Source organism: Micropruina glycogenica (assembly GCF_900289045.1).
GTDB lineage: Bacteria > Actinomycetota > Actinomycetes > Propionibacteriales > Propionibacteriaceae > Micropruina > Micropruina glycogenica.
Window position 1 is genome coordinate 3,521,200 of sequence record NZ_LT985188.1, and the last position, 21,769, is coordinate 3,542,968.

21 protein-coding genes are annotated in these 21,769 nt (G+C 69.2%); 11 read left to right on the forward strand and 10 right to left on the reverse strand.

All coding sequences use genetic code 11. From position 1 onward, the window contains the following. Positions 1 to 21 precede the first annotated feature (21 nt). From idi to dcd, 4 genes are read left to right on the forward strand one after another with little or no spacing between them, the layout of a single operon-like run. Complete coding sequence (idi, locus tag MPLG2_RS16580; protein ID WP_231935701.1) at positions 22 to 1,644, forward strand: isopentenyl-diphosphate Delta-isomerase; 1,623 nt, start codon at positions 22 to 24, stop codon at positions 1,642 to 1,644. Further along, positions 1,641 to 3,116, forward strand: coding sequence for a phytoene desaturase family protein (gene crtI, locus MPLG2_RS16585; protein ID WP_105187103.1), 1,476 nt, complete (start codon positions 1,641 to 1,643; stop codon positions 3,114 to 3,116). The genes idi and crtI overlap by 4 nt, the downstream gene beginning before the upstream one ends. After that, positions 3,113 to 3,937, forward strand: a complete 825-nt coding sequence (locus MPLG2_RS16590) for a phytoene/squalene synthase family protein (RefSeq protein WP_105187104.1) — start codon at positions 3,113 to 3,115, stop codon at positions 3,935 to 3,937. The genes crtI and MPLG2_RS16590 overlap by 4 nt, the downstream gene beginning before the upstream one ends. Before the next feature lie 9 nt (positions 3,938 to 3,946). Continuing rightward, positions 3,947 to 4,522, forward strand: coding sequence for a dCTP deaminase (gene dcd / locus MPLG2_RS16595; protein WP_105187105.1), 576 nt, complete (start codon positions 3,947 to 3,949; stop codon positions 4,520 to 4,522). Here the strand turns inward: dcd and MPLG2_RS16600 are convergent. Genes MPLG2_RS16600 through MPLG2_RS16630 form a run of 7 tightly spaced genes read right to left on the reverse strand, consistent with a single transcriptional unit; the run spans position 4,504 to position 10,180 of the window. Continuing rightward, positions 4,504 to 5,709, reverse strand: a complete 1,206-nt coding sequence (locus tag MPLG2_RS16600; RefSeq protein WP_105187106.1) for an NAD(P)/FAD-dependent oxidoreductase — start codon at positions 5,707 to 5,709, stop codon at positions 4,504 to 4,506. The genes dcd and MPLG2_RS16600 overlap by 19 nt on opposite strands. After that, a complete protein-coding gene (locus MPLG2_RS16605) occupies positions 5,706 to 6,029 on the reverse strand; it encodes a hypothetical protein (RefSeq protein WP_105187107.1) in 324 nt (107 codons plus the stop codon). The genes MPLG2_RS16600 and MPLG2_RS16605 overlap by 4 nt, the downstream gene beginning before the upstream one ends. 9 nt (positions 6,030 to 6,038) lie before the next feature. Then, positions 6,039 to 7,475 carry an FAD-dependent oxidoreductase gene (locus MPLG2_RS16610; protein ID WP_269459155.1) on the reverse strand — a complete coding sequence of 479 codons (1,437 nt, stop codon included), beginning with the start codon at positions 7,473 to 7,475 and terminating at the stop codon, positions 6,039 to 6,041. After that, positions 7,472 to 8,176, reverse strand: a complete 705-nt coding sequence (locus MPLG2_RS16615; RefSeq protein WP_105187108.1) for a class I SAM-dependent methyltransferase — start codon at positions 8,174 to 8,176, stop codon at positions 7,472 to 7,474. The genes MPLG2_RS16610 and MPLG2_RS16615 overlap by 4 nt, the downstream gene beginning before the upstream one ends. Beyond that, on the reverse strand, positions 8,173 to 8,484 hold the full coding sequence (locus MPLG2_RS16620; protein ID WP_105187109.1) for a lycopene cyclase domain-containing protein: 312 nt from the start codon (positions 8,482 to 8,484) through the stop codon (positions 8,173 to 8,175). Before MPLG2_RS16620 ends, MPLG2_RS16615 begins: the two co-directional genes overlap by 4 nt. After that, the gene (locus MPLG2_RS16625; RefSeq protein ID WP_269459156.1) at positions 8,477 to 8,809 is read right to left on the reverse strand and encodes a lycopene cyclase domain-containing protein; all 333 of its coding nucleotides are present in this window, start codon (positions 8,807 to 8,809) and stop codon (positions 8,477 to 8,479) included. The genes MPLG2_RS16620 and MPLG2_RS16625 overlap by 8 nt, the downstream gene beginning before the upstream one ends. Positions 8,810 to 8,833: 24 nt before the next feature. Next, positions 8,834 to 10,180, reverse strand: coding sequence for a hypothetical protein (locus MPLG2_RS16630; protein ID WP_158681295.1), 1,347 nt, complete (start codon positions 10,178 to 10,180; stop codon positions 8,834 to 8,836). A 360-nt stretch (positions 10,181 to 10,540) separates the two neighbouring features. Between MPLG2_RS16630 and MPLG2_RS19900 the strand changes: the two genes are divergently transcribed. Continuing rightward, a complete protein-coding gene (locus MPLG2_RS19900) occupies positions 10,541 to 10,768 on the forward strand; it encodes a DUF4265 domain-containing protein (RefSeq protein ID WP_158681296.1) in 228 nt (75 codons plus the stop codon). A 366-nt stretch (positions 10,769 to 11,134) separates the two neighbouring features. On the opposite strand, the gene ald is transcribed toward MPLG2_RS19900, so the two are convergent. Continuing rightward, positions 11,135 to 12,253, reverse strand: a complete 1,119-nt coding sequence (gene ald, locus MPLG2_RS16650; RefSeq protein WP_105187114.1) for an alanine dehydrogenase — start codon at positions 12,251 to 12,253, stop codon at positions 11,135 to 11,137. A gap of 56 nt (positions 12,254 to 12,309) precedes the next feature. Between ald and MPLG2_RS16655 the strand changes: the two genes are divergently transcribed. From MPLG2_RS16655 to MPLG2_RS16670, 4 genes are all read left to right on the forward strand, one after another. After that, on the forward strand, positions 12,310 to 13,431 hold the full coding sequence (locus MPLG2_RS16655; protein WP_158681297.1) for a DNA glycosylase AlkZ-like family protein: 1,122 nt from the start codon (positions 12,310 to 12,312) through the stop codon (positions 13,429 to 13,431). A 181-nt stretch (positions 13,432 to 13,612) separates the two neighbouring features. Further along, positions 13,613 to 14,802 (forward strand): IS3 family transposase gene (locus tag MPLG2_RS16660; protein WP_105187116.1). Its coding sequence is split into 2 segments (ribosomal slippage): positions 13,613 to 13,859 and positions 13,859 to 14,802, totalling 1,191 coding nucleotides; the frame shifts between segments, so codons are not numbered across the junction. 50 nt (positions 14,803 to 14,852) lie between these two features. Continuing rightward, entirely contained in the window at positions 14,853 to 15,278 is a 426-nt protein-coding gene (locus MPLG2_RS16665; RefSeq protein ID WP_231935702.1) for a DUF485 domain-containing protein, read from the forward strand. Next, positions 15,265 to 16,842: a solute symporter family protein gene (locus MPLG2_RS16670; RefSeq protein ID WP_105187117.1), complete on the forward strand. Its 1,578-nt coding sequence runs from the start codon at positions 15,265 to 15,267 to the stop codon at positions 16,840 to 16,842. Before MPLG2_RS16665 ends, MPLG2_RS16670 begins: the two co-directional genes overlap by 14 nt. Before the next feature lie 5 nt (positions 16,843 to 16,847). On the opposite strand, the gene MPLG2_RS16675 is transcribed toward MPLG2_RS16670, so the two are convergent. Both MPLG2_RS16675 and MPLG2_RS16680 read right to left on the reverse strand, forming a co-directional pair. Continuing rightward, the gene (locus MPLG2_RS16675; RefSeq protein WP_231935703.1) at positions 16,848 to 17,162 is read right to left on the reverse strand and encodes a SelT/SelW/SelH family protein; all 315 of its coding nucleotides are present in this window, start codon (positions 17,160 to 17,162) and stop codon (positions 16,848 to 16,850) included. Between the two features lie 247 nt (positions 17,163 to 17,409). After that, the gene (locus MPLG2_RS16680; RefSeq protein ID WP_105187119.1) at positions 17,410 to 19,068 is read right to left on the reverse strand and encodes a glycoside hydrolase family 13 protein; all 1,659 of its coding nucleotides are present in this window, start codon (positions 19,066 to 19,068) and stop codon (positions 17,410 to 17,412) included. A 75-nt stretch (positions 19,069 to 19,143) separates the two neighbouring features. Here MPLG2_RS16680 and MPLG2_RS16685 point away from each other — a divergent pair, with 75 nt between their 5' ends. Next, complete coding sequence (locus tag MPLG2_RS16685) at positions 19,144 to 20,127, forward strand: LacI family DNA-binding transcriptional regulator (RefSeq protein WP_105187120.1); 984 nt, start codon at positions 19,144 to 19,146, stop codon at positions 20,125 to 20,127. A 22-nt stretch (positions 20,128 to 20,149) separates the two neighbouring features. After that, positions 20,150 to 21,760, forward strand: coding sequence for a penicillin-binding protein 2 (locus MPLG2_RS16690; protein WP_105187121.1), 1,611 nt, complete (start codon positions 20,150 to 20,152; stop codon positions 21,758 to 21,760). Positions 21,761 to 21,769 lie beyond the last annotated feature (9 nt).

Genomic DNA, 21,769 nt, shown 5'->3' on the forward strand with positions numbered 1-21,769 from the left:
GGCCGCAGATGAGGAGTGATAGTGCTGAACCGCTCGGTGACCGATGACGCGGTCGTGCTGCTCAGCGAGCACGGGAAGCCGATCGGAACGGCGTCTCGGTTGAGCGTGCACACCGGCGACACCCCGCTGCACCTCGCGTTCTCAAGCTACCTTTTCGACTCCGACGGACGGCTGCTGATCACCCGGCGCGCGCTCGCCAAGCGCACCTGGCCCGGGGTGTGGACGAACTCGTGCTGCGGCCACCCGAGCCCCGACGAAGACGGCGAACAGGCCGTCCGGCGGCGGGTGCGGCAAGAACTGGGCGTCGAGATCGACGACCTGACGCTGGTGCTGCCCGACTTTCGCTACCGGGCCGTCGACGACGGCGGGGTGGTCGAGAACGAGATCTGTCCGGTGTGGGTCGGCCGCATCGACCCGGCCGGCGTCTACCCCGACCCCGACGAGATCGCAGCGTGCGAGTGGGTGCCCTGGCCCGATCTGGTGCGCTCGGTGACCGCCACGCCGCGGGCGTTCAGCCCGTGGGCGGCGCTTCAGGTGCCGCAACTGGCACCCGTGATCGACGAGCGCGGCACACCGGTGATCGAGCGGGGGGCGTGCGAACCCCTGCCCGACGAGGCCGCCACGGTGGCCGCCGTCGACGCCCTGGTGGCCGCTGAACTGGCCGACCTGACCGGGCTCTGGCACACCTGGGTGCCCGACGTCGAGGTGCTGGCCGCCGACCTGCCCGAATGGCTGGCCGCGCTGGCGGCCCTGGGCGGCAAGCGTTTCAGGCCGCGATTGACCCACTGGGCGTTCGTGGCCGCGGGCGGACGCGTCGGTTCGGCCTACGACGACATGGTGCGGGCCGCCGCAGCGCTGGAGTTGCTGCACCTGTTCGCCCTGGTGCACGACGACGTGATGGACGAATCGGCTTCGCGCCGGGGCGCGCCCTCGGCACACGTGCAGGCGGCGGCCTGGCACCGCGAGGCGGGCGCCGACGGCGACCCCGAGAAGTTCGGCCGCAACTTGGCCATACTGCTGGGCGATCTGGCCCACGCCCGCGCCACGCGATTGGCCGCGAGCCTGCCCGAACCGTTGCGCGGCACCTGGCACGAACTGTGCCTTGAGCTGATCGCCGGTCAGCGGGCCGACCTCACCGGTGCCGCTGCCGGACGCCGCGACCGGGTGCACGCCGAGCGCATCGCGCGGCTGAAGTCGGGCGCCTACTCGGTGGGGCGGCCGCTGCAGTTGGGCGCGCTGGCGGCGGGTGCCACAGCGGAGCAACTCGCCGTGCTGGCCGACTTCGGTGCCCACATCGGCCGGGCCTTCGCCCTGCGCGACGACCTGCTCGGCATCTGGGGCGACCCCGCGGTGACCGGCAAGCCCGCGGGCGACGACCTGGCCGAGGGCAAGGCCACGGTGATTCTGGCTCTGGCCGCAGAAACCGTTCAGGGTGACGACGCCGACCTGCTGCGCCACCCCGAACGCGACGTGCCGGGTGCGATGCGGGCGTTGCAGCGGGCCAGCATCGATTCGAGGGTCGAAGAACTGATCTGTGACGACGTGCGGCTGGCCCGCGACGCGCTGGCCGGCGCACCGCTGGAGGCCGACGGGGTCTCGGGCCTGCTCGCGTTGGCCGCAACGATTGCGTGGCGCCAAGCATGAGCCACGTCGTCGTGGTCGGCGCCGGGCTGGCCGGGCTGGCCGCCGCCTGCCACCTGGTGGGCCGCGGGCACCGGGTCACGGTGTTCGAGGCGCAGGATCGGCCCGGTGGCCGGGCCGGTGCCCTGACCCAAGACGGGTTCACCTTCGACACCGGCCCGGTGGTGCTGACCATGCGCGGGTTGCTCGCCGAGGCGTTCGAGGCCGCCGGCACCCGGCTGCAGGATCACCTGACGCTGCAGCGGCTCGACCCCGCGTACCGGGCACACTTCGCCGACGGGTCGGTGCTGCACGTGCGGCACGGCCACGAGGCGATGCGTGACGAGATCGCCACCCACTGCGGGGCGCGTGACGCGGCTGCGTTCGACGGGTTCGTCACCTGGCTGAAGGCGCTGTACGCCGCCGAGTTGCCGCACTTCATCGACTCCAACTTCAACAGCCCCGCCGACCTGCTGCGGCACCCGGGTGCGGCGGCCCGGCTGCTGCGACTCGGCGCCTTCGGGCGGCTCGGGCCGGCCATCGAGCGCAGGTTCGCCGACGAGCGGCTGCACCGGTTGTTCTCGTTTCAGGCCATGTACGCCGGGCTGGCGCCCGCACAGGCGCTCGCGCTGTACGCCGTGATCACCTACATGGACTCGATCGAGGGGGTCTGGTTTCCCGACGGCGGCATGCGGGCCATCGGGCCCGCGCTGGCCGAGGCGATCACCGCAGCGGGCGGCGTCGTGCGTTGTCAGACCCCGGTCGCGCGGGTGCTGCGCCGCCCGGACGGCACGGTGACCGGCGTCCGGCTGGCCGACGGTGAGGCGGTGGCGGCCGACGCGGTGGTGCTCACCCCCGACCTGCCCGTGGCGTACGAGAAGCTGCTCGACCTGCCGCCGCCGGCGGTGCTGCGGCGCAGGCCGCGGTACTCACCCTCGTGCGTGGTGTGGCACGCCGGGGTGCTCGGCGAGCCAGAGCCGGACGCGGCCCACCACACCATTCATTTCGGCGCCGACTGGGCGGGCGCGTTCGACGATCTGCTGCGGCGCGGGGTGCTGATGCGTGACCCGTCGCGGTTCGTCTGCCGGCCGAGCGTGCACGACGCGTCGGCCGCGCCGGCCGGCAGCCAGGCGCTGTACGTGCTCGAGCCGACGCCCAACCTTGCCGACGGCGAGCTCGACTGGGGCGAGTCGGCGCGCTCGGCGATGCGTGACCGGCTGTTCGGGTTCATCGAGCGGGCGGGCTACTCCTCGGCGGTGCTCACCGAGCGGCTCGTCACCCCGCAGGACTGGGCCGATCAGGGCATGGCCGCGGGCACGCCGTTCGCGTTGGCCCACACGTTCGGCCAGACCGGGCCGTTCCGCCCGCAGAACGTGCGCAAGGACGCTCCGGGCCTGGTGTTCGCCGGCTCGGGCACCACACCTGGGGTGGGCATTCCGATGGTGCTGATCTCGGGCAAGCTGGCCGCCGACCGCGTCGACGAGGTGCTGCGATGACCCGCACCCAGCAGTTGCTGCGCCGGCACGGCACGACCTACTGGTGGGGCACGCTGCTGCTGTCGCGCGAGCAGGCCGCAGACGTGGCCGCGGTGTACGCGGTGTGCCGGGTGGCCGACGACCTGGTCGACGAGCAGCCCGACGTCGAGGTGGCCACCCGTGACCTGTACGCCTACCGCGACGCGTTCTACGCCGCGTGGGACGGCGCCCCGACCGACGACGAGGTGCTGGCCGCGGCAACCGAGACGGTGCGCCGGCGGGGCATACCGAGGCACTGTTTCGACCGGTTCTTCGCCGCGATGGCACTCGACCTGACCCGCACGTCGTGGGCGTCGTGGCCCGACCTGCGCGACGGCTACATGGAGGGTTCGGCGGCCGTCATCGGCGAGATGATGCTGCCGGTGCTCGAACCGACCTCGCCCGGGGCGTTCGAGCCGGCCCGGTCGCTGGGCCTGGCGTTTCAGCTCACCAACTTCATTCGCGACGTCGGCGAAGACCTCGACCGGGGTCGCGTCTACCTACCGGCCGACGAACTGGACGCCTACGGCGCCGACCCGTGGCTGCGCCGGGTGACCCCGCAGTGGCGGGCGTTTCTGGCCGCACAGCTCGTCCGCAACCGTGAGCTCTACGACGCGGCGCTGCCGGGGATCGCTTTGCTGCCGCCGCGCTCGGCCCGCTGCGTGGCCGCCGCGCATGGGCTGTATTCGCGTATTCTCGACCAGATCGAGGCGGCCGACTACGACGTGTTCAGCGCCCGCCGGCGCGTGCCGCGGGTCACCAAGGCGTTGACCGTCGCCCGGCTGATGGTCTCGGCGCGATAGCCTCGCTGCGTGCTGCTTTCCGATCGCGACATCAGGGCCCAGATCGACGCCGGGCGTGTGGTGTTCGAGCCGTGGGATCAGGCCATGCTGCAGCCCAGCAGCGTGGACGTGCGGCTCGACAAGTTCTTCCGGCTGTTCGACAACCACAAGTACCGGGTGATCGACCCGGCCGTCGACCAGCCCGACCTGACCCGGCTGGTCGAGGTCGACCCGTCCGAGGGTTTCGTGTTGCACCCCGGCGAGTTCGTGCTGGGCAGCACCTACGAAACCATCACGCTGCCCGACGACCTGGCCGCCCGCGTCGAGGGCAAGTCGAGCCTCGGACGCCTGGGGCTGCTCACCCACGCCACCGCGGGTTTCGTCGACCCCGGCTTCAGCGGCCACGTGACGCTGGAGCTGTCGAACGTCGCGACCCTGCCGATCATGCTGTGGCCGGGCATGAAGATCGGCCAGCTGGCGTTCTTTCAGCTCAGCAGCCCGTCCGAGAACCCCTACGGGTCACCGGTGTACGGCTCGCACTACCAGGGGCAGCGCGGCCCGACGGCCAGCCGCAGCCACGCGAACTTTCACCGCGCCGAAGTCTGAAGCACCGCTTCGGCGGTACGGCGTCCCGACAGCAGGGCGCCCTGGATCGAGGCCCCTTCGACGTGGTCGCCGGCGAGGAACACCCCGCCGCCGAGGTCGATCGGCGGACGCTGCAGGCCCGGCGGCGTGACCGGCAGGCTGTGCGGCACCTCGTGCACGGCGAGCAACTGCCAGTCGTCGGTGGGTGCGGCGTAGATCGCGGCCGCGTGGGCCAGTACCTCGGCCTCGGTCGGGGCGGGGCCGGTCAGCACGGCCGAGCACTGCACCACGTGTTGACCGGACGGCGCGTAGGTAGGGGCCACGTTCGACAGCACCGCGGAGTTCACCAGCGGGCCGCGGCGGGCGGCGTCCACGAACAGCAACCGACGCTGCGTGGGCGCCGTCGGCGCAGCGAACCACCAGGTGACCAGACCCCGCATGGGCACCGACGGTTGGCTGGTCAACTCGCCCACCGAAGCCGGGTCGACCGCCACCACGACGGCCCGAGCCTGCAGCGGTTCGGCACCGTCGACGATCACCTCGACACCGCCTGGGCGGCGGTTGACCGCCACCGCACGGGTTTGCAGCCGCACGTCCAGTCCGTCGGTCAACGCGGCCGGCAGGGCGGCCATGCCCGCTGCCGGAACGCCCGGCGTGCCGCGCAGAAACCAGCCCACCAGCGACCGCACAAACGCCGCCGACGTTTCGCCTTTCTCGTCGGCCAGCACGCCGGCCAGAAACGTGTCAGCCACATCACGCAGCGGCCCGGTGAAGCCTGCGGCGTCGAACGATTCGGCCAGGCGGCGGTCATCGGCCCTGGTGTCGTGCCCGTTCAGCCACCCGATCGCGGTGCGCAGTTGATGCGGCCGCAGGTACCGGCTGCCCGCGCCCCGTACCGCGGTGACCGGGTGCCGCAGCGGGTCGGCCAGCACGGTCAGGCCGTCGGCGTCGCGTACCGCCACCCCACGCTCGAACCCGCGGACGTCGAGTGACACAAGATCGACCGCCGCGCGCAGTTCGGCGTAGGCGGGGTTCAGAAGCTGAAAGCCCCGGTCGAGCCGAAAGCCGTCCACCTCGTCGGTGGTCACCCGGCCACCCACCCGATCGGACGCCTCGAGCACCACCACGGTGCGGCCGGCGTCGGCCAGCACCCTGGCGGCGCGCAGACCCGCGAGGCCGGCTCCGATCACGATCACGTCGGCGCTCATGCGGCCACCCTTTCGAGAACCAGTTCGTAGTCGGTGCGCCAGGCGGCGCCGTCGAAGGTCATCGCGAACAGCCGGTCGGTGCCGCGCTCGTCGTGGTACAGGGCGTGGTAGCTGTTGTCGGCGCCGCTGTGACCGAAGACCACCTGCAGGTCGGCACCGTCGGCGTGCCAGTGAAAGGTGACGAAGGCGTCCGACCACCAGTCGACCACCACGATGCCCGCGTTCTCGACGTCGGGTTCGGGCAGAAACCAGGCCTCGTGCATCGACGCCCGCCAGCGTCCGACCAGGGCGTCGAGTCGTTGCATCGACTCGCTACGCATGGCCACTCCTCACCCCAGCAGCCCTTTCATGGGCACCGACCAGACCTCTTCGCCGGCCACCCCCCACTGGGCGAGCAGGGCGTTGGCGGCCAGCACGCCGGTGGTGGCCGCCCGCTCCATCAGGGCCACCGGAAGGTCGCAGCGCACCCAGTCGCCGGCCAGCACCAACGTCGGGTTCGGCGTGCTGACCCCGGGACGTTCGGCCCACGGCGCGGGGTCGACCAGCGCGCAGTCGTCGCGAATCAGCAGTTCACGATCGACGATGCCCGCGGTTGCGGTTTCGGGCCAGGCCCGATGCAGCTCGTCGATCAGCCGCTGCTCGATGTCGGTGGGGTCGTAGAGCGCGTAGCCGTGCAGTTCGACCACCGACCCACCCGACGCCGCCGCCCACCTGGTGGCACCCGCCTCGAAGCGGTCGAGCACCGAGATGTTGTCGAGCGGACCGAAGCCGCTGGTGCCCACGAAGGCCGGCCGGGTTGCGTCCACCGGGGTGTCGAGCCACAGCCGCAGCACCGCGAACGGGGGAGCGTTGCGGGTGGCCGCGACCCGATCCACCCAGGTGGTGGACGCGGCGGTGCCCGCGATCAGCTCGCGGGCCGTGCGTGGGTCGGTGGCCAACACCACACCGTCGGCGCTCAGGTCGTCGAGCGACTCGACGCTGGTGTTCGTGTGCACCTCGACCCCGAGCGACGCCAGGTAGCGGCCGAGCGGCGCCCACAGGGCGGTGTCGTAGTCGTCGTCGGGCACGTCGAACAGCAGGCCCTCGGACGAGCCGAGAAAGTAGGTGTGAAACATCGCCACCAGTTCGCCGGCCGAGAACTCGTTCGGGTCGGCGAAGAAGCTGCGGGCGAACACCTCCAGGGCCAGGTCGCGGGCGGCGGCCGGAAACCGCAGCCGGTCGAGAAAGGCCGCGGCCGACTCGCCGTCGTAGTCGCTGTACGAGCCGGGAAAGTGCACCCGCACCAGTTCGAGCGCGCTGGGCAGGTCGACTTTGGGCAGGTCGGTCAGCTTGAAGGTAGGGCTGGCCAGCACGAAGCCGATGATGCTCCACGGTGGCGTGCGGGGCAGCCCGGTGAACGAATCGGTGAGTCCGTCTGGCCTGGTCAGCGGGTAGTCGTTGATCGGCAGCAGGCGGTCGAGGTTGGGGTCGGTGCGGCGCAGCAGGGCCCGCAGGTTGTAGTACTGCCGAAAGAACGCGTGAAACCCGCGACTCATGGTGCGGCCCTCGTCGAGCGGCCAGGCGCGCACCCGGCCGCCGAGTTGTGGCTCGGCCTCGTGGACGGTGACGCGCACACCTCGCTCGGCCAGCACGGTGGCGGCGGCCAGGCCGGCGATGCCGCCGCCGACCACGGCGACGTGCTGGTCGTCGGTTGCCCGAGCGGCGCCGCTGTGGCCCGGGTGCCGCACGGCCCGCGAGTCGCGGCCCGGTAGCCGTCGCGCGGTCACGCCGGCCGCCCGGCGCGGATCACGTGCAGAATGCCCTGCTGCCAGCCCGGCACGGTGCGGCTTTCGACCTCGGTGAAACCAGTGGCGTGCAGGCGTCTGACGAAGCGCGGCACCGAGTCGAACTCGAGCACGCTGCGTTCGAGGTAACGGTAGAGGCCGTGGTTGCCGCCGGTCACGGTGGCCAAAGGTAGGATCACCGTTTCGCACACCGCGCGCCAGATGCGCGCCGCCCGGGCGTCGCCCGCCACCGAATACTCCAGCACCACCAGGGCACCGCGCGGGCGCAGCGCTTCGAACGCGTCGGCCAGGACCTGGTCACGCTCGCCTTCGGGCACGTTGCGAAACAGGTAGGAGGCGAGTACGCCGTCCACCGGTTCGTCGAGCAGCGAGGCCAGTTCACCGGCCCGTCCTTGGGTGAAGGTGACGCCGGCCGGCCACTGCTTGGCCCGGGCCTGATCGAGCATGCCGCCCGAGGCGTCGATGCCCGCGATGGTGACCACGTCGCCGAAGGCGCCGAGCAGGGCTTTGGTGGACGCCCCCGAGCCGCACCCCAGGTCGACCAGCGTGCGGGCGTTCGGCACCAGTTCGGCCAAGGCCTGCGCAGCGCGGCGCAGGTGCTGGTGGTAGCCGGGGTTGAGCCCGACCAGCAGGTCGTAGCGGGTGGCCCCGGCGTCGAACCCGCGGGTGACTTCTGCGCTCATTCAGCCCTCCGGTGGGTCAGTTTGTGCCAGGTCAGCAGGGTGAGGGTGACCATCGCGAAACCGAAGCCGAAGTCTTCGATCGGTATGTCGAACGGAAACCTGATGCCGCTGAACTGGTCGGGGTAGTAGATGACGATCGGGTCGGACAGTTTGGTCAGCCAGCCGTCGACCCAGATCTGAAAGAAGAACACCAGGGCCATCGACAGCCAGTACTGGGCGGTGCGCAGAATGCCGGTGCGTAACCAGAAGAACTCGATCGCGAGAACGCCCAGCACCGCAACGATGGTGAACAGCGTGTACTCACCCATCGCGGCCTCGAAGTCGCTTGAGCACCGTGCCTACCGCTTCATAGGTGAGCAGGCCGCAGATCGGAATAACGATGAAGAACACCAGCTCTTCGAGCGGCATCACGCCCAAGTGCACGCCGGTGATGAAGTCGGGGTTGTACGTCCAGTGCAGGCGCACGATGCCGATCACGTCCCACACGCTGAAGAGCAGCACGGTGGGCACCAGCGCCAGCACCGCGAGCCGCCAGCGGGCGTACACCCGGGCACCCAAGACGAGTTCGAGGGGCAGGGTGATCACCAGGCAGCCGAGCATGAGCAGCAGGTACTGGTAGTGCTGCACGGCCACCTCCCGTCCAAGGTTTGTCTAACCCTATCGGTCGGGTGGCGGTGGGTGCGCGTCGAGGTGCCACATCATGGTTGTTTCGCCGGTTGACCAGGTGGTGAGGTCGTCGGTGGCTTGGTTGGTGACTCGGTAGTGCTGGTGGTGGGGGCTGGTCCACCAGAAGACGCCGCTGGTGGGTTGTCGTAAGTGCCAGCGTTTGGCGGTTTTGGCGCGGTGGACGCCTCTGGTGAGGGGGCCGAGGTTGTCGGGTCGGGTTTGGTTTTCGACGCCGTCGACGTAGGGGATGGTGTGGTCGAGGTCGAGCCGTCGGGCCGAGCGTGAACTGTGCGGGAAGATTTCGCAGACGTCGCGCAGCAGGACGGACTCTTGGATGCGGTCGGGTATTTCGTAACTGTCAACACCGGGTTCGGTGCCTTCGTGGATGACGGGGGTGATGGTGAGGCGGTGGGTGCCGAACAGGTCACGGAGTTGGTCACGCACCAGAGGGCCGAGGGTTTCACCACGGACGACGTGATTCTCGCCGGTGAGCATGGTGTCGGTGAGGTGCAGGTAGATCTTGGTGCGGGGCAGGTACCGCTTGTCGTCACGACCTTGGAGTAGAGCAAGAGCTCGTGCGGGGGTGGCGAGGATGCCGAGCGCTTTCGAACGGCGCACGTCGAGTTCGTCGGTGTCACCTTGGGCGGCCAGATTCTTGGCGATGGCGGCGATGGTTGCTTCGAGTTGCTGGGCGTCAGCGGTGTCGAGCCGTGCCCACAACTCAGTCACGACGGGTTGTTCGGTGGTGGCGGTGCGCACGTAGCGTTCGGCGCGGGCTTGGTCGGCTGCTGCTTTCACGGCGTCGGCGGCGATGATTGCGATCAGCCCACGCGCGAGCCGCATCAACCGTGCCCAGCCGATACGGCCGTACTTCGACGCGAGTCGTTGATCGAGATCGTGCGCTTGTTCGACGTTCAGGTCGTAACGGGCAGCCAACTGAGTGAGCTGAAACGCCCGGTACGGCTGAACCTGGCCCTTCTGCACAGAACTCCACAGCATCGGGTGCCGGTCGTGCAGGTTCAGCACGTCACGAATCAACCAGGTCGCGGCAGCCACTGAGATCGCCTTGATCGCTGCCACTTCGAGGGGCAGGAACTCACCGACGAGTGCGGTGCCGTCGGCACCGATACGCACGGCCCGTTCACCGGTCACGTCGAACTCGTCATTGGTGGTCCAGCCATGCTCGCAAGCCAGGTCTGCGACCGCCTGCAGTTCGATCGCGTCGGCTTGCCGGCGGAGGTCTTGAGCATGGCGCAGCCGTTGCACCGCTGACTGCGGCACCCCCTCAACAACTACGCTCATGTGTTCGATTATAGATGTATATAGCGTACCAATCAAGCATTCTGATCATACTTATCCATTCATCATCTTGGCAGCGGTGCTTGTGGGCTGGCAATGCTCGCCGGGGCGGTCGTCCTGGGGACCGCAGCCTGTCGCGGGCCGGCGCGCGCGGGCGGTCGGCGCTTTCCGGGGTTGTTGATCCAAGGCGACACGCTGGCGTGCTTTGCACTGAAGACTGCGAGGTCGTGGCTCGCTGACTACGAGGCGATGATGCGAGAGGTGGGCCTTGAGTTGCCTTATGGACGACCCGTTGTCGACGATGGTGAGAAGTAGTGAAGAGCTTCGTTCATATCTACTTCGATTTGGAGCGCGACGCTGACGGCTACCCTCCCTGCGACTCTGAGGAGGTGGACGCCGTTGATCTGGGCAAACGGCAGCTTCGAGATTGCGGCGGCCCCTGTATTTGTGCACGGCGTTGCGCCGGGGGATGTCGTGCTAGCCGCCAGGCGGCCGGGTGATGACGGCCACTGGGTTCAGCGGATCGTGCACAACTCAGACAACTGGCTCGCACGAGTCGTGCCACGCGGCGGCCGCGATCTCGAGCCGGTGGTTGAGCAGTTCAGATCTTTGGGTTGCGAAGCCTAAGCCACTCGATATGGACTGGTCACGATCACGCTGCCGGTCGAGGTCGACGTCTCGACAATCATGGACCTGCTACGCGACGGCCAGGAGCGCGCCGGTTCCTGGTACTTCGACTTGGGCGTCGCGCCGCCGGCGTGACGGGCATGAGCGTCGATGCGCGTGACGCTGATGAGATTGCCCATCGCTGGCACCAGCACGTTGGTTGACGCCGGGCGTGGTTAGTCGTCCGAGGCCTGCCACGCGTCGTCGGCAAGATCGACCGGCGGCTCGGTGGTAATCGCCGTCCGCCGCGTCTCACCGCGCCACGTTGTCGTGGTCGCTCGCGGTGCCTGACTTCCGCGTCCAAGGTCGATCCCCACCGTTATGCGCTCAGTCGAGCACGTCCCGCAGGCTCGTCTCGGGCAGGTCGCTGAAGGCGTCACCGACGCCCTTGCACGTGATCGCCCCGCCGACGGTGTTAAGCCCCAGGGCCAGCGCCTTCGACTCGGCGCACGCCTGCCGCCAGCCCTTGCCGGCCAGTTGCACCGAGTAGGGCAGGGTGGCGTTGGTCAGGCCCCAGGTGGACGTGTTGGGCACCGCGCCCGGCATGTTGGCCACGCAGTAGAACACCGAGTTGTGCACCCGAAACGTGGGGTCGGCGTGGGTGGTGGGGTGCGAGTCTTCGAAGCAGCCGCCCTGGTCGATCGCCACGTCGACCAGCACCGAGCCCGGCTTCATCTGCGCCACCATGTCGTTGGTCACCAGCTTGGGTGCCTTGGCCCCCGGAATCAGCACCGTGCCGATCACCAGGTCGGCGCTCAGCACCTGCTCGCGCACGCTCAGCGCGGTCGACACGATGCCCTGAATGCGGTTGTCGTAGCGCCAGAAGGTCATGCGCAGCTTCTCAAGATCTGTGTCGAGAATCGTCACGTTGGCGCCCATGCCCAGCGCGATGTTGGCCGCGTTCTGGCCGGCCACGCCGCCGCCGAGCACGACCACCTTGGCGTTCGGCACGCCGCCCACGGCACCCATCAGCACGCCGCGGCCGCCCTCGGCCTTCATCATCGCGTGCGCCCCCACCTGCGGCGCCAGGCAGCCGGCCACCTCAGACATCGGGTACAGCAGCGGCAACATGCCGTTGGGCAGCTGCACGGTTTCGTAGGCGAGCGCGGTGGTGCCCGAGTTCAGCAGCGCCTCGGTGAGTGGACGGTCGGCCGCCAGGTGCAGGTAGGTGAACAGCAGCAGATCGTCACGCAGGTAGCCGTACTCGGCCGCGATCGGCTCCTTCACCTTCATCACCATCTCGCCCTCGGCCCAGGTGGCGTCGGCGTCGGGCAGAATCGTGGCGCCCTGCGCGACATACTCCTCGTCGGTGATGGACGACCCCAGCCCGGCCCCCGACTGCACGAACACCTGATGCCCGCGGCGGACCAGTTCGTTCACTCCCACCGGGGTGATGGCCACCCGGTACTCGTGATTCTTGACCTCGGTGGGAATGGCGATCTTCATCGATGCTCCTTCGCGCGACTCTGCCCGTGGATGAGTCTAGGGCTACGCTGCCCGTCATGCTGACCTGGGCAGACCTCGCCGCCCGCACCCTGGCCAGGCAGTTTCCGGCCGAGCTCGAGCCGGGGGACGTCGCGGGCCTGATCGACCTGGTCGGGCCGATTCAGAGCCAAACCGCCCGGTCGGTGTTCATCGGCTCCGCAGCTCGGCTGCCCGGCGTCACCCGGCAGCAGATCACCGACGCCTACACCTCGGGTGCCATCGTGCGGGGCAGCACGCTGCGGGGCACGGTGCACACCAGCACCGCCGCCCTGCACCCGCTGCTCGAGGTCGCCACCCGCCTGGGGCAGCGGACGCTCTGGCATCGCACCCTCAAGCTGTCGGACACCACCCTCGAACACGTCTGGGCCGCGATCGAGGCCTACGCCGAACACCAGTGGCGCACTCCCGCCGAGCTCGCGGCCCACCTGCTCGAGTGGTTGCAGCGCAACGACCCTGCCTCGGCACCCCGGTTCGCCGGCACCCAGGGCCGCTACTTCGCCTTCGGGCACGGCGGCCTGGTGCGACGTCCGATCAGAGGTGACTGGACGGGCCAGGCCGCACCCGAGTACCGCACGGCGGCCGCCGTGCTGGCCGATACCGCCCATCGCACGGCTGCGCTGAACGCACCCGACGCGGCGGTTGCGGCAATGTTTCGGCACCAACTCGCTGCGGCCGGCCCGCTCAGCCGGCACGATCTGGCCTGGTGGTCGGGGCTGGGCCTGACCCGCGTCGACGCGGCCCTGGCGAGCCTGGATCTCACCACCAACGAGGGCCCCGACGGGCGCGTCTATCACGACCTGCCGGACGCGCCCCCGCCCGCGACCCTGGCCGGAGTGCATCTGCTGCCCGAGTTCGACGCCTTGTTCTGCGCCTTCGACCCCGCCGGACGCGCCCGCTTCGTCGACCCCGAGCACTACGACGTGCTGTGGAAGCAGGAGAACGGACTGCTACTCGCCCCCGTGCTGCTCGACGACCGGCTGCGCGGCCACTGGCGGCTCACCGGCACCGGCCCCCGGCGGGCCCTGCACGTCACCTTGTTCCCCGGCACGCGCGACCTCGAGGACGACGACCTGACCGGCCCGATCGTGGCGCTCGAACTGGCGCTGGGCATCACCATCCACGACGTGCGGTTGAACTGACACCGTGCGCTGGCGAAAGCGCGAATATCCATCGGGCGCGGCGGAATCAATTGCTGGTGAATGACGCCTAGGCTGCCCGCAACCGTCGCAACGTCTGCGCCGGGGAACAGGAGTGAGGTGTGTGGCTCTCACCGGACAGTGACCGAAGAAGGGAGAATCTCCCGAGGAGGAGAACAGGTCAATGTCCAAGTACAAGAAATATACGCAGGAATACCGTGACGAGGCGGTGAGGATGGCGCTGGAGAATGATCAGCCGATCGCGAAGGTTGCGCGGGATCTGGGGATCAATGAGGGCACGTTGGGGAACTGGGTCAACAAGTATCGGCGTGAGCACCCGGTGAGTGAGGAGCTTTCGTTGCCGGATCGTGCCCGGTTGCGGGAACTCGAACGTGAGAATCGAGAACTTCGGTTGATGAACGACTTCCTGAAAAAAGCAGCGGCCTACTTCGCGAGGGAGCAACAGTGAGCGACAAGTACGCGCTCATTGCCGCGGAGCAGGCCATGAGCGGACCGGCTCCCTCGGTGAGTGCGATGTGCGCCGGCTTGGAGGTGTCCAGGTCGGGATTCTACGACTGGCAGCGGGCCGTGCCGTCGCCGAGGCAGTTGCGCCGGGCCAAGCTCACCCGGCACGTGCACGCCGCCTTCGAGGCCGGCCGCGGTGTCTACGGGGTGCGGCGGGTGCATGCCGTCCTGGCCGGCTCCGCCGACCCGGAGGTGGCCTCGGCGTCGGTCGACCTGGTCCGCTCGATCATGCGCGAGGCGGGACTGGTCGCCTGCCAGCCCCGTGCCTACAAGGTCACCACCGAGCAGGACCCGGACGCTGACCCGATTCGTGACCGGGTCCAGCGGGACTTCACCGCCGAGGAGCCGGGGGTGAAGCTGGTGGGTGACATCACCTACATCAAGACCTGGCAGGGCTGGCTCTACCTGGCCACCGTCATCGATTGCTGCACCAAGCAGGTCCTCGGTTGGTCGATGGCCCCGCACATGCGCACCGACCTGATCTGTGACGCCCTCACGATGGCGGCCACCCGCCAACCACTCGCCCCTGGTGCAATCTTTCATTCCGACCGGGGAGCCCAATACACCTCGACCCAATTCGCGAAGCATTTGGAGTCCCTTGGGATCGTCGGTTCGCTGGGGCGGACCGGTGTCTGCTGGGATAATGCGATGGCCGAATCATTCTTCGCTGCTTTGAAGAACGAGCTCGTCTACCGGGTCGTGCTACCCACCCGGAAGAAGGCCCGCCGGCTCATTGCCGAATATATCGAAGTCTTCTACAATCGGACCCGTATTCACTCCGGGATCGGCTACAAGACACCCGCCCAGGTCGCCCTCGAATACCAGCAACACAAATCAGAAGCAGCGTGAACCATCAAAATCAGCTGTCCGTTGAGAGCCAATCAGACCAGAGAGCAATCGTGAGCTCTGCCAACGAGCCACCAACAAAGGACGATCCCGAGCGGCATCTACCGCCCCACCACAACCCACTGCCCGAACTCACCGGCGAACACCACGCCGAGATCAGCCAGGCCGCCTTCGAACGGGTACACACCTCGGAGGACTTCGACCGGCTGCGCACCACCTTTCGAAAGTTCGCCTTTCCGATGACCGCGGTCTTCGTCGTCTGGTACTTCCTCTACGTGCTGCTGTCGACCTACGCCCACGGCTTCATGTCGACGCCGTTCATCGGCTACATCAACGTCGGCATGGCGATGGGCCTGGCGCAGTTCGTCACCACGTTTCTGATCACCTGGCTGTACGTGCGGCACGCCAACCGCAACCTCGACCCGCTGGCCGGGCAACTGCGCGACGAACTCGAAGGGGGCAGCCATGCAAATGGGTAATCCGCTGTTGAACATGGCCATCTTCGGCATCTTCGTGCTGTTCACGTTGTTCATCGTGATTCGGGTCGCCACCCGCGGCAGCAAGTCCGCCTCGGACTTCTACGCCGGTGGACGCAGCTTCGACGGCCGCCAGAACGGCATCGCCATCGCCGGCGACTACCTGTCGGCCGCATCCTTTCTCGGCATCGCCGGAGCCGTCGCGGTGTACGGCTACGACGGGCTGCTGTACTCGATCGGCTTCTTGGTGGCCTGGCTGGTGGCCCTGCTGCTGGTGGCCGAACCGTTGCGCAACACCGGTAAGTACACGATGGCCGACGTGCTGAGCTTTCGCATGCAGCAGCGTCCCGTTCGGACCGCCGCGGCGACGTCCACCTTGGCGGTGTCGTTCTTCTACCTGCTGGCCCAGATGGCCGGCGCAGGCGGCCTGGTGGCCCTGCTGCTGGGCATCACCGACAAGACCCAGCAGGGCCTGGTGATCGCGCTGGTGGGCGTGCTGATGATCACCTACGTGCTGGTGGGCGGCATGAAGGGCACCACCTGGGTGCAGATCATCAAGGCCGTGCTGCTGATTCTGGGTGCCGGGTTCATCACCGTGATGGTGATGTGGAACTTCGGGTTCAACCTGTCGAACCTGCTCGGCGCGGCGTCGCAGGCCAGCCCCGATGGAGTGAAGGTGTTGGAGCCGATGCTGCAGTACGGCAAGGATCCGCTCAGTTTCGTGTCGTTGTCGATCGCGCTGATCTTCGGCGCCGCCGGCCTGCCGCACGTGCTCATGCGGTTCTACACCGTGCCCACCGCCAAAGAGGCCCGGCGCTCGGTGTCGTGGGCCATCGGCCTGATCGGCGCCTTCTACCTGTTCACGCTGATTCTGGGTTACGGCGCCGCCGTCTTCGTCGGCAAGGACGCCATTCTGGGCGCTCCGGGCGGAGTGAACTCGGCTGCACCGGCACTGGCGTACCACCTGGGCGGTGAGATTCTGCTCGGCGTGATCGCCGGCGTCGCCTTCGCGACGATTCTCGCCGTGGTGGCGGGCCTGACCATCACCGCGGCCGCTTCGTTCGCCCACGACATCTACAACTCGGTGCTCAAGAACGGTGAGGCGACCCCCGAGAAAGAGGTGCAGGTGGCCCGCACCACCGCCATCGTGATCGGCGTCATCTCGATCATCGGAGGCATTGCGGCCAACGGTCAGAACGTCGCGTTCCTGGTGTCGCTGGCGTTCGCGGTGGCGGCCAGCGCCAACCTGCCGTCCATTCTGTACTCGCTGTACTGGAAGCGGTTCAATACCCGCGGCTCGGTGTGGTCGATCTACGGTGGGCTGATCTCGGCGGTGGGTCTGATCGCGTTCTCGCCGGTGGTGTCGGGGCTGAAGACCTCGATGTTCCCGGCGGTGAACTTCGCGTGGTTCCCCCTCACCAACCCGGCGCTGATCTCGGTACCGCTGGGCTTCTTCCTGGGGTGGCTGGGCACGGTCACCAGCAAGGAGTTCGACGCCGCCAAGCAGGCCGAGATGGAGGTTCGCTCGATGACCGGTGCCGGCGCCGAGAAAGCAGTCACGCACTGAACTGATCAGCTTTTCGGCTCAGGTTCCGGTGACTGTGAGTCGGAGTGGCCGAGCGACATCGTGGGGGCCACCAGGTCGCGCACCAGGCGTTTCAACACGGCAATCTCAGGAAAGCCGCCGTCGGTCTTGCGGTTCCACACCGTCACCTCGCCCACCTCGATGCGAAACATGGCCCCGCAGGACGGCACCAGCAGCACCCCGCCGAGCACGTCGCCGAAGGTCTGCAGCAGTTCGCCCTGGTACCACTGGGCGCGCAGCAGCCAGCGACACCCGGTGCAGTAGCGAATGGTGACGATCGGAGGTTCTTGGCGGGTCGGCACAGCCATGATTCTGCCGGACGCCGGCGCCTGGCCTGAACGGCGCAGTGCGCGACGCCCGGTCGGCCGGGCCCTATCCCCCGAAAAGGTCCGGCCGGCCGGTGCGTCGCGCACCATGCGTTCCCCCCCGTTGAAGCCACACCGCCGATTCGTCCCCCCAGCACCCTCGGGATCAGCGACTTCAACGACTAGGTGCGCGACCGGCCGGACCTGATACAACCTTTTCGAAGAATTCTTTTCGGGGTGGTTTTCAGGCCTTCAGCCACACCGTGGTGTCGGACGGCAGCAAGCCGTCGACCAGGTCGCCCGAGCTGATCAGCACCTCACCGGCCGCCAGCTCGACCGGTTCGCTGCCGAAGTTCGTCCAGCTCTGGAACTCGGCACCGCCGCCGTCGCCGGGGCGGGTGTAGGCCAGCACCTGCGCGGGAGCGTCCAGCCAGGTCAGCGTGCCGTCGCCCAGTTCGGGCAGCTGCCGACGCAACGCGAGCGCGTCGCGGTAGAGCGTCAGCGTCGAGCCGGGAAGGCCCGCCTGCGCGTCGGCGGCCAGCTCGGCCCACTCGGCGGGCTGGGGCAGCCACGGGGCCGCACCACCCTCGGGCGAGAAGCCGTAGTCGTAGCCCTCGCTCGTCCAGGGCAGCGGCACCCGGCAGCCGTCGCGGCCCTTGTCGGTGTGGCCCGACATGGCCCAGACCGGGTCCTGCAACTGGTCGGCCGGAATGTCCTCGGCCTCGGGCAGGCCGAGCTCTTCGCCCTCGTACACGTACGAGCTGCCGGGCAGGCCGAACATCAGCAGCGCCGCGGCGCGGGCGCGGCGACGGCCCAGCTCGACGTCGGCGGGGATGCCCTCGAAGTGAATCAGGTTGCGGGCGCCGTGCACCAGGCCGACCTGCTCGCGGGCGTAGCGCGACACCGGCCTCATCACGTCGTGGTTGCCGAGCACCCAGGTGGCCGGCGCGCCGACAGCCGCGTGGTTGGCGATGGTCGAGTCGATCACCGCGCGCAGCTGATCGGGCAGCCACGGCGCCATCAGAAACTCGAAGTTGAACGCGGTGTGCAGTTCGTCGGGGCGCAGGTAGGCGGCCAGTCGGTGCGGACGGCCCACCCAGATCTCGCCGCAGAACGCGCGCGACGGCTGGTACTCATCAGCAATGGCCCGCCACTCGCGAAAGATGTCGTGCACCGCCGGCTGGTCCCAGTGCGGGTGGTCGTACTCGACGCCCTCGTCGAGCGGGAACAGCAGGCCCTTGAGGTCGGGCAGGTTCCAGTCCTTCTCGAGGCCGTGCGCCACGTCGATGCGAAAGCCGTCGATGCCGCGGTCGAACCAGAACCGCAGGGTCTTGGCGAACTCGTCCTTGATCGCCTGGTTGCGCCAGTTCACGTCGGGCTGTTCCGGCGTGAACAGGTGCAGGTACCACTGGCCGTCGGACACCCGGGTCCAGGCCGGGCCGCCGAACGTGCTCTGCCAGTCGTTGGGGGGCAACTCGCCGGCGGTGCCGCGTCCGTCGCGAAACACGAACAGGTCGCGCTCGGGCGAACCGGGCCCGGCGGCCAGCGCCTGCTGAAACAGCACGTGCTGGTCAGAGGTGTGATTGGGCACGATGTCGATGATCACCTTGATGCCGGCGGCATGGGCTTCGGCGATCAGGGCGTCCGCCTCGGGCAAGGTGCCGAACACGGGCTCGATGTCGCGGTAGTCGCTGACGTCGTAGCCGGCGTCCTTCATCGGCGAGGGGTACCACGGGCTGATCCAGATGGCGTCGACGCCGAGCGCCGCCAGGTGCGGAATCTTGCTGCGCATGCCCGCCACGTCACCCACGCCGTCGCCGTTGGCGTCGGCGAAGCTGCGCGGATAGATCTGGTACACCACCGCGTGCCGCCACCAGTCGTTGCCTGCGTTCCGCCCGTTCATGCTGCCCCTTTACCGGTATAGTCTGTACCGGTAAAGTTAGTGCAACGGACGTCCGCACACAAGTCGAGGAGGGGCATGGCGAGGGTCACTCTCCAGTCGATCGCCGATCGGCTGGGGGTCAGCCGCATGACGGTGTCGAACGCCTACTCGCGCCCCGACCAGCTCTCGGCCGACCTGCGTGACCGCATTCTGGCCGAGGCCGCCGCTTTGGGTTACCGCGGCCCCGACCCGGCCGCGCGCTCGCTGGCCACCGGCACCTCGGGCGCCATCGGGGTGCTCTGGACGCAGCCGCTGCGGCTCGCCCTGTCGGACGCGGTCACCGCCCACTTTCTGGGCGCCTTGGCCGACGAGCTCGCCGGCGACGGCCTGGCGCTCACCCTGCTGCCGCCCACCGTGCCCGCCCACGACGTGCCCATGGACGGCGCCGTGGCCTACTCGTCGTCGGCGAAGGCCGAGGCCATGCAGTGGCTGCACGGCCGCGGCGTGCCCGTGGTGGGCGTCGACATGGAGTGGCCGGACGGCCCGCACGTCGCGATCGACGATCGCGGCGGCGCCCGAGACGCCGCGGCGCACGTGGCCGAGCTGGGCCACCGCACCGTGCTGGTACTCACCGGGGGAGCGGCGGGGGATGGTCATGGGGTGCCGGACGAACGCCTGGCCGGCTGGATCGACGGGCTCGGCGGAATCAAACCGGTGGTGGGGTTCGTCGACCCGTACGGCGACAACTCCGCCGCCATCGCCGACCTGCTGCGCCGGGTGCGGCCCACGGCGGTGCTCTGCGTCACCGACCTGGTGGCCGCCCAGACCCTGGCGGTAGCGGCCGACCTCGGCCTCGACGTGCCGGGCGAGCTGTCGGTGGTGGGCTTCGACGACCATCCGGTCGCCGCCGGCCTAGGGCTCACCACCGTGGCGCAAGACGTCGACGCCAAGGGCCGGGCGGCGGCCCGGCTGCTGCGCCAGGCCATGGCGCACCGTAGCGACGCGGTGGCCCCCGAGCCGGCCGACGTGCTGCTGCCGGTGCGGCTGGTGGTTCGGCGCACCACCGGGCCGGTGTCGTAGTGACCGCGTAGTCTCCAACACCATGGACGCACCCCGGCCCGCCGCGCCGCGCACCCGTCGTCCGGTCTGGATGTGGTGGTGGTTCGTGGGCGCCCTGGCCGTGGTGCTGGCCGCCGGCGGGGGATTCTTCGCCTGGCGCACCATCAACGACCAGACCGGCCCGGCCACCGTGGCCGCCCAGCGGGCTGTTGACGCTCTGACGAATCACACCATCGGCGACGGCGCGTTCGCCGCGACCGTGGGGCCGAACGAGATCGACGACCTGGCCGCCACGCTGCGCGGCATGGGCACCCTGAAGCCGGTGGTCACCGTGCAGAACGTGCAGCTCGACGACCAGCAACGCCGCGGCACGGCCCGGCTGCAGGCCGACTGGACGATTCATCAGGGCAAGCCGCACTGGGTTCAAGACGCCTACCTGCAGCTCGCCCGCGGCGCCGACGGGTGGACCGCGGTGTGGAGCCGCGACCTGATCGCGTCGGGGCTGCAGCCGGGCGACCGGCTGCGGGCCGTCCGGCTGGCGCCGGTGCGCGGCGAGGTGATCGGCGCCGACGACGAGCGGCTGGTCTGGAATCAGGACGCCCGGCGCATCGGTCTCGACAAGCCCCAGCTGCCCGCCGACCGGCAGCCCGCCGCGGCGCGAGCCCTGGCCAAGGCGGTCGGCATCGACCCCGACGCCTACGTGGCCAAGGTGGCCGCGTACGGTCCGAAGGCTTTCGTCGAGGCCGCGGTGGTGCGCTCGGTGGGCTCCGAGGCGTGGTCGGTGCTGGCCAAGGTGGCGAATGTGCCGGGCGTGCGGGTGCTCGACGCGGTGCGTCCGTTGGCGCGCACCGGCAGCTTCGCGCGGGCTCTGCTCGGCAGCGTCGGCGAGGCCACCGGCGACATCATCAAGGCCTCCGGGGGCACGATCCGCGAGGGTGACCTGGTTGGCCTGGGCGGGTTGCAGAAGTCGCGCAACGCCTCGCTGATGGGCATCACCGGATTCGTCGTACAGGCCTACCCCGACGGCCACTCCGAGGCGGCGAGGGACCTGTTCCGGGTGCCTGCGGTGAACGGCGAGGCGCTGCGCATCACCTTGTCGCAGCCCATGCAGCAGCGGGCCGAAGCGCTGATCGGCAGCATCGGACGACGCGCCGTGGTCGTCGTGCGGCCCTCGGACGGCGCGCTGCTGGTGCTGGCCAGCACGCCGGGCACGACCGCGGCGACCACCCGCCGCATCTACCCCGACGCGTTCGCACCGGTCGATGTCGTGGCGAGACTGCGGGCCGACGGGTTGCCGGCCGCCGTCGCGGCGCTGGGGCTTGACGGTGAGGCCCGCATCGGTGTTCCGGTGTTCTTGGCAGCAACCGACGGCGGTTCGCTGCGGCTCTCGGCCTTCTCGCTGGCATCCGCCATGGCGTCGGTGGGCGCCGGCGAGAGCAGGCGCCCACACCTGTTCGCCGACGAGCAACGGCCCGCTATCGCCGACGGGCTGCGGCCCGACGAGGTGGCGGCGATCAAACGCGAGCTGAAGGCGGGGGCGGCGGGCGACGGCAGGCTCTGGACCGCGGTGCTGCGCGGCGACCTGGCTGTGGCCGTGTACGACTCGACGGGTCACGCCGACGCCCTCATGAAGCGCTATCTCGATGGCTCCTAGACTGGCTGC